Below are 16,293 nucleotides of genomic sequence, written 5' to 3'. Positions count from 1 at the left end.
TCCCAATATAGTGCAAGCCCTTGGCTCTCAGTGGTTCATAAGAGGTATTTTTAGTCATTTCTTAATCGTTTTTTATCTACGCAGAGTTTCCCACTTGTAATCAGTAAGCGAATGATTTTGATTCATTCAACATGAATCTAGCTTGTCAGTAGTTTTGGGATATTTTGACTTAAATTTTGCACCAATTTATTTTATTTCGAATGATTTTTAAGGGGGGGTTCAAAGGAGCTTCAAAGCCTTTTTTTATTTTTATCCCCCAATTTCGATTTTTGCTCTTTTTTACACTTTTTTGCAATATTAAGTGTCAAAATCCATTTTGATAAAACGCACATTTAATGGTAAAAAAAACTCATAAAAACAATAAATTATTACGTATTCTTATCTAATCCCACTAAAGAACAAAACCTACTGTCAAACTACAATGAAAAAGGTTTGCAATGAATGAGAGAAACTTACAGCATTCAACGTTATGGTTTCAGTTGAATAATGATAAATTATATTTGTAAAATCAATATATTGCATATATTATGACTCTTTAGAAAACAGTATGAAATGGGATTGAGAATAAGGTTTAAATATTTTTCTAAAATAAGTATAGATAAGCACAATAACATACTCTTTTTCGTAAAGATTAGGTCTTTTTAGAGTATAGCATAAATAAAAAATCAAATATTTTAGATCGTTCTTTTCACACCGCAATAACACACTCCCCCTTTGAGTATATTCCTCGTTGAAGCTTCCTTCCTAAAAGCTTAGAAATGAGAGACAAAAAATAAAGAAATTATTTTGTTTAATTTTTAATAATCTCTTTCATAAAAGAGACCAATACTCGAATTTTGTTCATTCCCTATCGCACCTTTCGCTTTGAGATGACGCGAAATATCCAGATTAATTGTCCCCTTTGTCGTTCCATCAGACCCTGCTTCAAAGCCTAAATAAACGTTATTGTGTATATAGCGTCCAATGCGTAAACCTGTATTGCCCTTTTCATTAACAATAACATCAAGATCATCAAGCCCAATTTTAGTTCGTAAAGTGTTCAACAAAGATGTATTAGAAGCACCCGCAAGATCCGCTGCTGCTGCCGCAAGTTGAGCAATCTGAAATGGTGATAGTTCACTCAGAGAACGATTAAAAATCAAACGCGCCAAAATCTCATCCTGTGGTAAATTTGGTTGTGAAGAAAAATTAATATCAAGGTTATCAATCGTTCCACTTACAGTTACAGTAACGTGAATGTCACCACTATTATTATTGGTTACAAAATAAACGGTAGGATTAAGATTACCGCTAAAGCTTGCTTGCCCTTGATCAAAATTAAGACGCTGGGAAAGAATATCAAAACGTCCACGAATCATTCTAAATTCACCCACTGGATGTACATCATTCAATGGGCCTGCTAAATTGATGCTTCCTCCTAGTTCAGCATCTAACCCTTTTCCCCGTACAAAAAATTGATTATGTGCTGTCACACGCATATTTGAGAGTACAACAGATGAAGATTCTTCTGTAATATTACGGCTTTTATTCGTGTTTTTTATATCAGCACGTTCAAGAGTTCTTTGAATTGGTTTGGTTAAATTCTTATTTTTGACATCAAGGAATTTAGCACCTTTAAAATGATCAGGAACCAAAACTTCAGCTTTTTCGACGATGATATCACCGCCAATAGCAAGATTATTCAAAAAATGACCTTTCATTGTCATCTTACCTGACAATGTTGCAAGAATCATAAAACCATCATTATAATTGGCATTATCAAGATAAAAAGTTAAATCAGTCTCTAAATCATTAAAGATACGACCTGAAGCAGAAATTTTCCCTCCTTCAGATGAAAAAGCTGAAGCTTTCTCTATAAGGATATGATCGCCATTGAATTTGCCTTCAAGCGTTATATTATTCAATCCTACATTGGTTTTTGAATCAAAAAAGCTACCATCGCTGATAGAAATATTTCCAATAAATTGTGGCTTTGATAACGCACCATTAAGAACTGTATCAATTCTTGTTGTACCCGTTATATGGGCACCCCGCTTAGCTAATAAGAGATTAACAAAATCAAGAGGCATTATTCCTTTAACGTTTAATTTTGTCTCTGAACCATTAAGAGCAACCGGCCCGTGGATGGAAAGATCTAATCCTTTATCTCCTGTCGCTATCATATTTTCAATATGAAATATCGACTTTTTATAAGAACCACGCGTATTTATATTGATTGACATCGGTCCTTTCTGCGTCATAGCGGTTAAACTTTGACTAGAAAGCTCAAAATGAGCAGAAGGATCCTTCATTGTTCCACCAATATCAACTTTACCTATCACCGTCCCATCAAGTGCTTGTCCTGCAATAAAACTATTCGCCAAACGTGCCGATAAACTTTGTAAATTAATATGAAGATCAAGTTTGTCTTTCTCTAGAGAGACAAGCCCCTGAGCTTTGGCTTGTATACCTTCTCCTGTGAAATTTGCATTCAAAGTAAGGTTTTTATCTGAGGTTTTCCCCGTAGCAGAAAGCGAAAAAGGCATAATTTGTTTATCTTGAAGAGAAACTGTTGTCAGTCCTTCTCCTTTTATATCGTAGGTTATATCAGGTTTTTTAAAATGACCACGAATCATAACCTGTCCTGTCACACTTCCTGCTGCTCCAAGATCAGATTTCCACAGATTGGCTAAAGCAGCAGGAAGGGCATCCACGCTAAGGTGCAAATTTAGAGTATCTTGAATATTCCCTGCAAGAGTAATTTTACCGCCATTTATTGCAATTCCTAATTCATTGATTGTTATTCCATCTTTATCAAAAACAATTATCGACGGTTTCGGCAATGTTGCATGAAAATGGTGTTGTTTTAAATCTATGGCCTCGATTTGCATTTCGCGTTTTATGCCTCTTGGAAGTTCTATACCCTTTAGACGACCAGAAAACTGAGCATTAAGAGAATTATGCAACATCGCTTGGACAGTAAAAACCGTTTGTTCATTATTTCTATTGGCGTGAGCATTTAAACGATTGACCATTATAAGAGGAGTTTGGATATGCTCTGCATTGATAACGCCTTCAAACTGTGTCGTACCAAAAAGATCGAATATGTCGGCATCTATTGCAAGTTTTTTTATTTTATTCTTGGCAAAGTTCAAATGGTTAACATGCGCCTTCACATGGGCTTTTTGTCTACCATTTTGTTCATCAAAAATAAAATCTCCTTTTATTTTTCCACTACCGTCCTGCAAAAATAACGCTGAAAGTACTGAAATATCATCGGCATCAATATGCAGAAATCCTTTTAAAAAACCACCAAGTTGTTGAGAAAGATCACCCGTTATTTTTGCATTACCCCCTTTAATATCGATATTTTCAAGTTTTCGAATTTTATGAGAATTTTTAAAAAAAGCAGATATATGCAAAGGTTTTTTAGCAAAAATCCCTTCACCTTTTATAGACCCCGTTAAAGAAGTAACGGGTGCTGTATTATCTACAAGTGCCTTTATGTTAAATGTTGTGTTTTGAAGTTTTTTCCCCACAACTAATGCTTTAGCAATATGAGCACTTGTATTTAGTTTTATATGGCCATTGCGTCCTCTTGCTGTCCCTTGAATTGTAAGCGCGCCGCTTATCTTCGGACCTAATTTAGCTAGATCAGATATTTGAGCAGATAAATCCATTTTAGCGCTTTTATCCGAAAAATAACCATTAGCCTTTATGTTTGTATATTGATTTTTCAAATTTAAATGACGTAAAATGAAGCCCTTCGTATTTCGAGCCATCCCCCCTGAAAGAACAATATTTCCTTTGAATAAACGATCAAAAGGCTGCACACCTGTTTTCATATTGTCAGTCATTCCTGATAATCTCAGATCAAAAACACCACTTAATAAACCAATAGTGCCTTTGGCTTTAATATCTGCATTACCAGAGAGTGGTTGTTTACTGAATAGTTCCAAAGGCGCTAATGTTTGGGCTTTTAAACCAAGATCGCCTTTGAAAACAAAATGCTCCATTGTCCCTTTTAACCAAGAAGAAAAACCCTGAGCCGTAACACTAAAATCATGAATCAAAATTGGTTTATTCGAAACAATATCCGTATCTAAATGTACATGAACCGCTTGGCTTAAATCTTCTACCAATTCTCCTTTAATCTTTTTAATCCCTTGAAGGGTTCCATTAACCTGAACACCAACATGACGAGAAGCCGCATTATCAAGATTTTCGCTTACCCCCCCCATATCAAAAACAGCATCATGAATATAAATTTTTTTATTGCTAAAATGATGAACAACAAGCCGACCATTCCAAGACTGCTGCCCTTCGCGACCATAGTCAATGTTCAAAGCAATATTATTCGCAGGTTTTGACAACTCTGATAGAGGTAAATGAACAGAATCCTTTTCATGATCCAGTTCGTTATCAAGGGCCATTTTACCATCAACAAAAAGCCGCCGTAAAAATCCATCGGCAGTTATTTCAGCATTAGCCATAACATTCATTGCTTGGCTTTGAAGAACTATCTGATCAAGGTGTGTCACTCCCTCTCTTGTTCTTCTTGCCTCTGCTTTTAATGTTATATTAGATTCAAAGAGACGACGATATTGAGAAGGTATTAAAGGACTCAGTGTCCCCTCTAATTTCGTAGAAAAACTGTATCCTTCTGAAACACTTGCAAGAGTAGCATGACCATCTAAAATAGTATGATGATCGGCTTCTAAAGAAAGTTTGACAACCAAATCATCAAAAGTACCATCACCTTTAATAGCGAAATTTAACGCTGGACGCCTTTCAATGTTAAAAACATTCGCTAAAATACCATTTTCTGGTTCATTAGAAGAAATATCAATTTGAGCTGTACGATTGCTCTCAGATATCTTGGTAAGAACAGAAAAAGAACCTGGTGCATCTAAGCGATGCGCCACTATATCAACATCAAAATCACTACTTGCCAAAGTAAAATTGCCTTTTAAGGACATATCAGCAGAAAAGCCAAAAAAATTCTGTTCAAACATCACATGTTGAGCTGTAAGCGTATTGATTGAAAGAGCAAGCGGCAGTTTTGGTAAAGAAAACTTACCCCTCTCAAAGGAAGAAACAAGAGAAGAGTTGCCTTGCGGTTTGCGTAAAAACGTAATTTGTTCTGCCGAAAGCTGATTAATATCCATGCGTCCTCTTAGCAACGCTAGACGATTCCAATCCATTTTAGCATTGGTAATTTTAAGCCAAACTCCCTTTTTATCACTGACAGTAATAACATCAATTGATGTTTGAGAAGACAGTGCTCCTTGCATATTATGCAAACGAACTTGACGATTAGGCGTAGAAAGCTTGCGTTCAATTAAAGAAACAACCCATGAACGATCATCTGTTTTCATTTCACTAGAAGGAAGAATACCTTCTCTTTGTGCAAAAACAAAACCACCCACCAAAAAAAATAAAAATCCCAAGAAGAAAGCCGATAAACATACACTTTTTTTCATTAAAATGCTTGTCCTATACCCACATAAAAACCAATACGAGGATCACCCTGCTCTCTCTTTAAAGGAAAGCCTAGATCAACGCGTAAAGGACCAAGACCCGTCATATAGCGACCTCCTATACCGGCTCCCCATTTAATTTTCTGAGAAAAATCAAAATTCGCTTTTTTTCCTACGAGACCTCCATCAAGAAAACTGACAAATCCTATTTTATCATTGAGAGAAAAACGCAATTCTGCCGATCCCTCAATAAGCGCCCGTCCACCAACAACTGCATCATTTTCTGTTTTGATACCAATATTACGATAAGCATAGCCACGAACAGAGCCCCCACCACCAGCAAAAAAGAGCGTATCTGCAGGAACGTGTGCTGTATCATTCCCAAGAATTGTACCAAGCTTTGCCCGTGTTGCCAAAACAAAACGCCCCCCTTCATCTAATGCCCAATAAGAACGACCCTCTGCCGTTACTTTTGCAACAAAGTTGCTAAAACGCATTTCATAAAAAGGTTCAACAATTACCTCACCATACAAACCTTTTGTCGCATTAAACTTATTATTACGGCTATCGTAAACCAAGCCAGTAGGAAAACCAATTGTTGTAAAATTACGTTTCCCAAAATAGATATCACGAGAATAGCCATTCGAAACTTCTACAGCAGCCTGACCGGATAGATTACCATTGAAAATATGTGTAATGCCTAACTTCCCTTTGATGGCTTTTGTTGTATAATTTTCTAGTATATCTTGTTGTATTTTTAATTCTGATCTGAGATCTGTATCAGGTGTGAGCACACCGGGCTTTATAAAAGTGCCTCCGAAAAGATAATCAAAATTTTTAAAATTATATGATTTTTTTTTGTTTTTGCCAACACCATTTATTTTTGTCTCAATTTTAAGAACCTCTGCATGACCAAAAAGATTGTTATGCATCCAATAAGCTTCTAAACCAGCACCATCTAATGTTGAATAGCCCCCCCCTATACCAAAACGACGCGGTTTACGTTCTTGTACAACAAGCATAAGCGGTAAACTGCCATCTTTGTTAATGGTATCAGCCTCACGTATATTGATAGCACGAAAAATACCAAGGCGCGCAAGACGTTCATTGGCCTTAGCTAACTCATCGGAATCGTATTTCTGACCTGGCTTTAATCCAGTCATCCATGCAATATAAGCTGAATCGACACGTGGTTTCTTACTTATATTACGAACACTTATAGGACCATAATAGGCCTTTTGTCCAGGATTGACAACAATCCGTCCTTCAACATGTAACGCAGCATGGTCAGCCACGACCTCACTCTTCATAATTTCAGCTTTAGCATAACCTTGTTGACGCCATCTTTCTACTGCCCATTTTTCTGCTTTTAAAATGGTTTCAGATTTAGCAATAGCCCCAACTTTATAGCCCAATTCTTCAATTGTGGGCATTTTATGCACTTTACGTTTTTCAAGAGGCGCTACTTTATCAATATTGGCAATACTAAAAACATATTGTGGACCGGCATTAACCGTAATAACGATATTAGACTGCGCTGGAAGTTGCGTTACCGGACTTAAATCAGCAGCTTCTAAACCATTAATTTTGATACTAATAACACCACCATAGCGTCCATCAGCATAAAGAGCAGAAAGAATAGCCCGATAATCTGAACGTGCTTTGGCTAATAAACCAGAAGAACTGGCAGATGCTTTCTCTTTATCTGCAACAAGAGAAGAGACAGATTTAACTATTTTTATACCCTCTAATGGCGCCCCTGGCGGTGTAACAACATCAACTTTATAAGATCTCTCTGTACTTTTGACGGAACTTAAAGAAGAATTTGTTTTCTTTTTACCAAAAAGAGAGATTCCGAAAAAATCAAACGCAGCAAGTGGCTGTGGAAAAGAAAAAGAAAAACACAAGCCTATCAATACACAGCGCACAGTCTCTGATTTTAACAAAAATTTTGCTTGGTATACCATAAATCAGATACCTTTAATATACTTTGCATTGACTACACTTTACTTTAAAATAATATAAGAAATTGAATATAATGACTTCGTATATCTTATACGTTTTATCACATCAAATAAAACTCCGCGATACATAACGTCGCTCTCTCCTTCATATTTTCACAAAATTCTGCTCTGTTGTATCACATAAACAGCCTCATTCGTTTTTCTTAACATATTCATTTAGCTTATTATAAATATTTTATTGCGCTCTATATTATCATGGTTAAATTTGTACAAATAACTTGCCATAAGAACGCTACAAAAACCTGCGCATATATATAGATCGCTCCATTAAAAAAACCATAGAAATGCTTCTTGATTTTTATGCATAGATATGATTGTCTCTCCCACATCTAAAGGGGGAGATAAATGATCGCACGTATTACAACTGTTGCTTTTCGCGGTCTAGAGGCAGTTCCTGTCGATGTACAGGTTATGATTTCATCCGGTAAAATAGGAATGGCTATTGTTGGATTAGCCGATAAAGCAGTTGCAGAAAGCCGTGAACGCGTACAAGCAGCTCTCCACGCTTGTGGTCTTTCTATGCCGACCAAACGAATTACGATTAATCTTGCACCAGCTGATTTGCCTAAAGAGGGATCACATTATGATTTGCCAATTGCTGTAGGTTTAATGGTTGCTATGGGTATCCTCCCTCCTGAAGTAGCGCAAGACTATATCATTTTAGGCGAATTATCACTGGATGGTTCACTGACCGCTGTCAATGGTGTTTTACCAGCAGCCATGACAGCTGTATCTCTTGATAAAGGACTAATTTGTCCCTTTCAATGTGGACCTGAAGCAGCATGGGCAAATGCAGAAATAAATATTCTTGCTCCAGAAACTCTTCTTACGATCGTCAATCATTTTAAAGGAATCCAAATTCAAAAACGTCCACAACCGCGTCAATATACTATTGAAACTGAATTTCCAGATCTTTGCGAAATCAAAGGACAAAAAACTGCTAAACGAGCCTTAGAAGTTTGTGCTGCTGGACGCCACAACCTTTTGTTTGTAGGGCCTCCTGGTGCTGGAAAATCTATGTTGGCACAACGCTTACCTTCTATTTTACCCCCTCTTGATAGTCGTGAGCTTTTAGATGTCTCTCTGATTGCTTCTATTACAGGAGAAGCAGTTCATCATACCATTTCACTTCATTGCCCCTTTCGTTCCCCACATCATTCTGCTTCCATGGCTGCAATGATTGGTGGAGGACTTAAAGGACGACCAGGAGAAGTCTCCCTTGCTCATAATGGTGTATTATTTCTTGATGAATTGCCTGAATTTTCTCCGCAAGTTCTTGATTCTCTTCGTCAACCTTTAGAAAGTGGAGAATCGGTTATCGCTAGAGCTAATCACCATATCAGCTATCCTGCCCGCTTCCAACTCATTGCCGCAATGAATCCTTGCCGCTGTGGTATGGCAGGTGAAAAAGGCCATGTTTGTGCTAAAGGTATACGCTGTCAAATCGACTATCAATCCCGTATTTCTGGCCCGCTTCTCGATCGAATTGATTTACGAATTGATGTCCCTGCTTTGACAGCGATGGACCTTATGCAACCAGAGCAATCAGAAAAAAGCTGTGATGTTGCAAAACGCGTCGCACGGTGTCGTACCATTCAAGCCAAACGTTTTGCAACACTAGGGCTTGACCAGATTCAAACCAATGGCGATTGCCCAGCCAAAATTATAGAACAAATTGCCATTCCTGATAAAAATGCCGCCATACTCTTACGAGATGTTAGTGAAAAAATGCACCTTTCTGCACGTGCTTATCATCGCATTCTCAAAGTTGCACGCACAATTGCTGATCTTGATGGATCCGATAATCTTTCACGCCATCATCTCGCAGAAGCCATCTCCTATCGACTCGGTACAGAAAGATTAACAACTCTTAACTAAAAGCCTATTCATTCGTAAAAACTTATTGGAAAATAACGCAAATAAAGCTCTGTAAGTTTACCATCCTCTTCTAGAGACTTTAGTGCATAATTAAGGATATCAATCAATTTGTCGTTCTTTTTTGCAACAGCAAGCTGCATTCCCTGCCCCAATAACTGTGGGGCCATATAAGCTCCCCCAACAAAATGGCAGCAATCAATAAATTTTTGATTTTTGAACCAAAACGATAAAGCAAATCCATCATCAAAAATAAGATCAATTTTATGATCTTGTAAAGCTTTATAGAGCTCTTCTCTCTCTTTAAATCCTTGCCATTTTGCTTTAGGAAAATAATCATTAAAGAGCTTTTCGTGAACACTTTTCGATAAAACACCACTGGTTAAATGGACCAATTGATCGCTTATTGGTTCATCGAGATTTAAAAGTCGAGAAGCAACAAATCGCGCTGGAAAGCGCAAATATGACTTTGTAAAAATAAGATCTTTCTCGGTTTTACTTGTTTCTTTTAAACCTGCAATAATGACTTCTGCACCACCATTTTTGACATGCTCTACAAGCTCTTTCCAAGGAACCACTTCTACTTCACAAAATTTCTCTAACTTTAATTTTGAGCAAATAGCCCGCAATAAATCGACATTATAACCTGCAAGATGCCCCGTTTTATCAAGAAAATTAAAAGGAGGAAAATCAAAAGTTGTAACAAAACGCAAACGAGTGATATCCGTTGTATCAGGTTGTACCAAATGTTCATGCGAATCAAAAAAAGAAGGCAACCTTCCAACTATTTCAGCTTCTAATTCAGAGGAAAATAGAAATCCCCCTGCTACCAATAAAATACGAACAAAAATAGTGTATAGATTATTGCGTAAAAAGTCCCCCAAATGCCATTGAAGATGTTTTACATGTATAGATTTTCTTATTTTCAAAATCTCTCCCCCCTATTTTTCAAAGTTAAAATGCAATTCTGCTTAGTTATTACCTAACGCACTTCACCAGAATATCTGCCGCTTAATAAATAAAACTCTTGATATTTTCTAAAACTGTTAAAAATTTTCACAATCTTCTTGTTTTGAAATACGTTTTAAGAGTTAGACTTTTGGTCTTAAATGATCCCAAACAAGTCTATAAAAATAATTTAAAAGAAATGAACCTTATAACATCCACAAAGTATTTGACTTTATACTCTTTAAATGTCGTCGCAAAATAAATCTGCATATATTAATAAAGTGCTTGAATAAACAATATGATAACGTTTTATTTTGAATGAGAAATCTAAACTCCATGATAGGAATAATGCAAACAAATATACACAATATTCTCGCCTTAATCTAACATACAAAAAACAGGAGCGGCTTAGAAAACGCGTTATCTTTGTTTTAAATATATAACTATTAGGCCTGAAGATTGATTTATAGGTAAAAAAGTAAAAGCTTTGTTCGTATAACACAAAGATACACAATTCGTTTTGAAATATTACGCATGTGCAAAAATGAGCAATAATATCACTCTTGACACAATTTTAAAATTTGCACTTAAAGTTTATATAACGCTTAACTGACCTCGTCCCCAAATCTTAAAGGAAAAGGATTTGTAACAACGTTGGCTTATAAACAGTCCGGTTATCTTGATAAATTACGTGTTTAATTTCTTTAGTTTTCCCATTCATGCGATTCACTTCATGAAAGGCGCTCAAGCCCCACTCTGAATATTCACCACGCACTGTAAAAATACTTAAATATATCAAAGAGGCGCTTACTGATCTTATATTACCGTCCTAAATGACGATGTTTTAAAGAAAGAACTGTAGAATAGTGTATATCATTTCATCATTCGCTCCATTGTATATCGACAGATATTGAATCTAGAGCTGATATACGGTAAATGTTTAATGTGGTTATTCCATAAATAACTAATCAGAACATTGTGCTTTAAACAATGCAGATAGAATATTGTAAATTGAACACAGAAATGGACTAACTTTATGAGTGATGAAATAACCTCACCGGAACAAAATAATGACTATGGTGCCGCTTCCATTAAAGTTCTCAAAGGTCTTGATGCTGTACGCAAACGTCCTGGTATGTATATCGGTGATACTGATGATGGATCGGGGTTACACCATATGGTCTATGAAGTTGTCGACAATGCTATCGATGAAGCTTTAGCTGGTCATGCTACTCTTGTAAATGTTACACTCCATGCTGATGGTTCTTGTTCTGTTCGTGATAATGGACGTGGAATTCCAACAGATATTCATCCAACAGAAGGCATTTCTGCCGCTGAAGTTATTATGACACAACTTCATGCTGGTGGAAAATTTGATCAAAATTCTTATAAAGTTTCAGGTGGATTGCACGGTGTTGGTGTCTCTGTTGTAAATGCACTCTCCGTTTGGCTTAAATTGAAAATAAAGCGAAATGGTAAAATTCATGAAATATCATTTACCCATGGGGTGGCTGATGCTCCCTTGAAAATTATTGGCGATTGTGATCAAGAGAGTGGAACAGAAATCAGATTTTTACCAAGTTCTGAAACCTTTACGATGGTTGAGTTTGATTTTGAAACTTTAGAACGCCGTTTACGGGAATTGGCCTTTCTCAATTCTGGGGTTCATATCCTTCTTGTTGATGAGCGTCATGCTGATATTCAATCCGTTGCATTGCATTATGAAGGTGGATTAATAGAATTTGTCAAATATATTGATCAATCAAAAAAACCGCTGCTTGATACTCCTATCTACATTGCAAGTGAAAAAGATGGCATGAGCGTTGATGTTGCCCTATGGTGGAATGATTCCTACCATGAAAAAGTTTTATGTTTTACCAATAATATTCCTCAGCGTGATGGTGGGACACATTTGATTGGTTTTCGAAGCGCTCTTACGCGTCAAATTAATGGTTATGCTGAATCTTCAGGAATTGCCAAAAAAGAAAAAGTGAATTTAACTGGTGATGACTGCCGTGAAGGATTAACAGCTATTCTTTCTGTAAAGGTTCCGGATCCCAAATTTTCTTCACAAACAAAAGACAAATTGGTTTCTTCTGAAGTGCGCCCTGTCGTTGAAAATTTGGTCAATGAAGGTCTTTCAATATGGCTGGAAGAACATCCTAATGAAGCAAAGCTGCTCATTAGTAAAGTGGTGGAAGCTGCAACAGCACGTGAAGCCGCACGCAAAGCACGTGAGCTTACAAGGCGAAAAGGAGCGCTTGATATCACCTCTCTGCCAGGAAAGCTTGCCGATTGCCAAGAACGTGATCCTGCAAAATCAGAAATCTTTATTGTTGAGGGAGATTCGGCGGGCGGTTCAGCAAAAAGTGGACGCTCACGTCAAAATCAAGCAATTTTACCTCTCCGCGGTAAAATTCTCAATGTTGAGCGAGCACGCTTCGACCGTATGCTCTCATCTGATATGATCGGAACACTGATTACTGCTCTTGGAACGTCTATTGGTAAAGATGAATTTTCACCCGATAAATTACGATATCATAAGATTATTATCATGACGGATGCGGACGTTGATGGAGCCCATATCCGCACTCTGCTGCTCACTTTCTTTTTTAGACAAATGCCTGAATTGATTGAACGTGGACATCTTTATATTGCTCAACCACCTCTTTATAAAGTATCGCGTGGAAAATCTTCTCAATATATTAAAAATGAAGTAGCTTTTGAAGAATTCTTGCTCGATACGGGACTAGAAGAAACAACACTTGAGCTTGCAACGGGAGAAGTTCGTGCAGGGGCAGATTTGTATCAACTTGCTAAAGATGCTCGTGTTTTACGTCAACTTTTAAATGGTCTTCATACTCGTTATGATCGCAATATTGTTGAACAAGCTGCCATTGTTGGCGCTTTTAACCTTGAAGCCTTTGCAACACAAGAAAAAGCGCAAAAAATAGCAGATGCAGTCGCGCACCGTCTTAATCTGATTGCTGATGATATGGAACAAGGATGGAGTGGACAATATACAGAAGATGGAAGTTTGTGTTTTGAGCGTACTTTGCGTGGCGTTAAAGATGTTATCACACTTGATGTGGGACTTATAAACTCAACAGATGCCCGTCAAATTGATCGCATCTCCCAAAGTTTTATCGACATATATCATCCCCCTGTTCTGTTACGCCGCAAAGAGAAAACGGAGCAGATTTTTGGCCCTATGAGCCTCTTAGAGAGCATTTTTACAAACGGTAAAAAGGGTATTACTCTTCAACGTTATAAAGGTCTTGGAGAAATGAATGCTGAACAGCTTTGGGAAACAACCCTTGATCCCAATGCGCGTTCTCTTTTACAAGTAAAAATTAATGATGCAACCGATGCAGATTCACTCTTTTCTCGTCTCATGGGGGATGAAGTTGAACCTAGACGCATTTTTATTCAAGACAATGCCTTAAGCGTTGCCAATCTTGATATCTAAAGGTACTCTTCTACTTTGGCTCTATAACTGTTGCAGTTTTATACGTTGTTTTTTTCGTATTTGAACATTCTCTCTCTCTTTCATTTACGATAAAAGAAAAATAAGGAAGGTCATATACATGGCAGCTGAAACAGAACGTGTAGGAATCGAAGGTGGCATGGAACACTCTTTTGGTTTTAAAAAAGTTGATGAAACACAAAAACAATCCATGGTTGATGGTGTGTTTCATTCTGTTGCTGAAAATTATGACAAGATGAATGATATCTTATCCTTAGGGCTGCACCGTGTGTGGAAAAATTCCATGATTGCATGGCTTGCTCCACCAGCGCTTTCTCATTGGAAAGTTCTTGATGTCGCTGGCGGTACAGGTGATATCGCTTTCCGTATCCTTAATGCTTCACGCCAAAAAGCCCATGCGACAGTGCTTGATATTAATGGCTCAATGCTCAGTATTGGAAAAAAGCGTGCACAAAAAAATGGTCTTTCCCCTCTGATTGATTTTGTTGAAGCCAATGCAGAGCATCTTCCCTTTGAAGATCAGAGCTTTGACGCTTACACGATTGCTTTTGGAATTCGCAATGTTCCTCATATTGATCAAGCCCTTAGAGAAGCTTTTCGTGTTTTAAAACCCGGTGGACGTTTTTTATGTTTAGAATTTTCAAATGTCGAGATGCCTTTGCTTGATAAAATTTATGATCTTTGGTCTTTCCATGCTATCCCTAAGCTGGGTCAATTTATTGCAAATGATGGCGATGCCTATCGTTATTTGGTTGAATCTATTCGCAAATTTCCCAAACAAGATGATTTTGCCCATATGATCAAGCAGGCGGGATTTTCGCGCGTATCGTACCGCAATCTCACTGGTGCAATTGCAGCGCTGCATTCAGGTTGGAAAATTTAAAAATGGTGCAAATTTCTCCCTACTTTCAATTGATGCGTGCAGGATGGGTTTTAGCGCGTGAAGGTGTTTTAAGTGCTCTCCCCCATCATGAGTTGCGAGGATTTCCTGCATTATGTCATCGTATAGCGGGTGCATTAGCGCGACGCAAAACGAAAAAGAAAAAGCGATCTGAAAATATTTCGCATGCCATCAATAAGCTTGGACCCTCTTACATAAAACTTGGTCAATTTCTTGCCACAAGACCTGATATTGTCGGACGAGATGTTGCAGACGATTTATCCCAACTACAAGATCGCGTCCAAACATTTTCTTGCCCCGCTGCTATTGCTCAAATTGAAAGTTCTCTTGGTCGCTCTATTGATGATTTATTCGTCAATTTTTATCCCCCCATTGCCGCTGCTTCTATCGCTCAAGTTCATCCAGCTGAATATAGTGATGAAACCGGTCATAAGAAAAAGTGTGCCGTAAAAGTCATTCGTCCCAATATCAGAGCACGTTTTTCTAAAGATCTTAGAGGTTTCTATCTCATTGCGCATTTACAAGAACGCTACATCCCTGCCTCTCGAAGGTTGCGCCCTGTTCGTGTGGTCGATACTTTAGCACAAACAACACGTCTTGAAATGGATCTACGCTTAGAAGCAGCAGCTATATCTGAAATGGCTGAAAATATTCAACAGGATACAGGCTTTCGGGTGCCAAAAATTGATTGGGAAAGAACAGGACGTAATGTTCTCACCATGGAATGGATTGATGGTATAAGAATATCCGAAATTTCCAAACTCAAAGAAGCAGGATTTGATCTACAGGCACTTGCCATTACACTTATTCAATCTTTTCTACGTCACACATTGCGTGATGGTTTTTTTCATGCCGATATGCATCCTGGTAATTTATTTGTAGATTCAGATGGATGTATTGTTGCTGTTGATCTAGGCATTACCGGAAGGCTTGGAAAAAAAGAAAAGCATTTCCTTGCTGAAATTCTTTACGGCTTTATTACCCGCGATTACCATCGGGTAGCACGCGCTCACTTTGAAGCAGGTTATGTCCCTTCACACCATAATATTGAAAGCTTTGCGCAAGCCAATCGCGCAATTGGTGAACCAATTCACGGTCAATCAGCACAGAGTATTTCCATGGCTAAGTTGCTCACCTTGTTGTTTGAAGTAACAGAATTGTTTGACATGCAAACACGACCTGAACTTTTATTATTGCAAAAAACAATGGTTGTTGTGGAAGGTGTTTCCCGTACATTAGACCCCAATTTTAATATGTGGAAAGCTTCTGAACCCGTTGTCAGAGAATGGATTAATAAAAATTTAGGCCCCATAGGTATTGCAAAAGACTTTAGTGAAGGAGCGCAAGCTATTCTTGCTCTGGCACGCAAAACACCACAATTGATACAAAATTTTCAACGTATAGAAGAAGATTGTAATCAAATAAGAAAAACAGGGGTTAATCTTTCTCCTGCGACCCTCAAACAACTAGCTATCGAACAAAGTCGTCAAAACCGTTATAGTCGTTATAGCATTTTCATCATTGCGCTTTGTTGCGTTTTTTTCACTTTTTACTTTTTTTATCTTTTCTCATCTTCTTAATGTGCTAAAAATATCAGTA

7 protein-coding genes are annotated in these 16,293 nt (G+C 37.5%); 4 read left to right on the top strand and 3 right to left on the bottom strand.

Annotated elements, in window-relative coordinates; genetic code table 11:
• Positions 1-797 precede the first annotated feature (797 nt).
• On the bottom strand, positions 798-5,462 hold the full coding sequence (locus AC6ER9_RS04220; RefSeq protein WP_497075128.1) for a translocation/assembly module TamB domain-containing protein: 4,665 nt from the start codon (positions 5,460-5,462) through the stop codon (positions 798-800).
• Entirely contained in the window at positions 5,462-7,426 is a 1,965-nt protein-coding gene (locus tag AC6ER9_RS04215; RefSeq protein WP_497075127.1) for an autotransporter assembly complex protein TamA, read from the bottom strand. Before AC6ER9_RS04215 ends, AC6ER9_RS04220 begins: the two co-directional genes overlap by 1 nt.
• Before the next feature lie 402 nt (positions 7,427-7,828).
• On the opposite strand from AC6ER9_RS04215, the gene AC6ER9_RS04210 reads away from it, so the two are divergent.
• Complete coding sequence (locus AC6ER9_RS04210) at positions 7,829-9,361, top strand: YifB family Mg chelatase-like AAA ATPase (RefSeq protein WP_497075126.1); 1,533 nt, start codon at positions 7,829-7,831, stop codon at positions 9,359-9,361.
• A gap of 8 nt (positions 9,362-9,369) precedes the next feature.
• Here the strand turns inward: AC6ER9_RS04210 and AC6ER9_RS04205 are convergent, their stop codons facing one another.
• Positions 9,370-10,242, bottom strand: coding sequence for an ABC transporter substrate-binding protein (locus tag AC6ER9_RS04205; RefSeq protein WP_497075272.1), 873 nt, complete (start codon positions 10,240-10,242; stop codon positions 9,370-9,372).
• A gap of 1,100 nt (positions 10,243-11,342) precedes the next feature.
• Between AC6ER9_RS04205 and gyrB the strand changes: the two genes are divergently transcribed.
• The 3 genes from gyrB to ubiB all read left to right on the top strand — a co-directional run bounded on the left by gyrB (position 11,343) and on the right by ubiB (position 16,274).
• Positions 11,343-13,775, top strand: a complete 2,433-nt coding sequence (gene gyrB / locus AC6ER9_RS04200; protein WP_497075125.1) for a DNA topoisomerase (ATP-hydrolyzing) subunit B — start codon at positions 11,343-11,345, stop codon at positions 13,773-13,775.
• Positions 13,776-13,893: 118 nt separating this feature from the next.
• Positions 13,894-14,676, top strand: coding sequence for a bifunctional demethylmenaquinone methyltransferase/2-methoxy-6-polyprenyl-1,4-benzoquinol methylase UbiE (gene ubiE, locus AC6ER9_RS04195; protein ID WP_497075124.1), 783 nt, complete (start codon positions 13,894-13,896; stop codon positions 14,674-14,676).
• 2 nt (positions 14,677-14,678) lie between these two features.
• On the top strand, positions 14,679-16,274 hold the full coding sequence (gene ubiB, locus AC6ER9_RS04190; protein ID WP_497075123.1) for a 2-polyprenylphenol 6-hydroxylase: 1,596 nt from the start codon (positions 14,679-14,681) through the stop codon (positions 16,272-16,274).
• The last annotated feature ends 19 nt before the right edge of the window (positions 16,275-16,293 follow it).

It is taken from the genome of Bartonella sp. SL317 (assembly GCF_059687655.1).
Note: the sequence above shows the minus strand (reverse complement) of the source record. Positions and strands in the feature narration are given on the sequence as shown.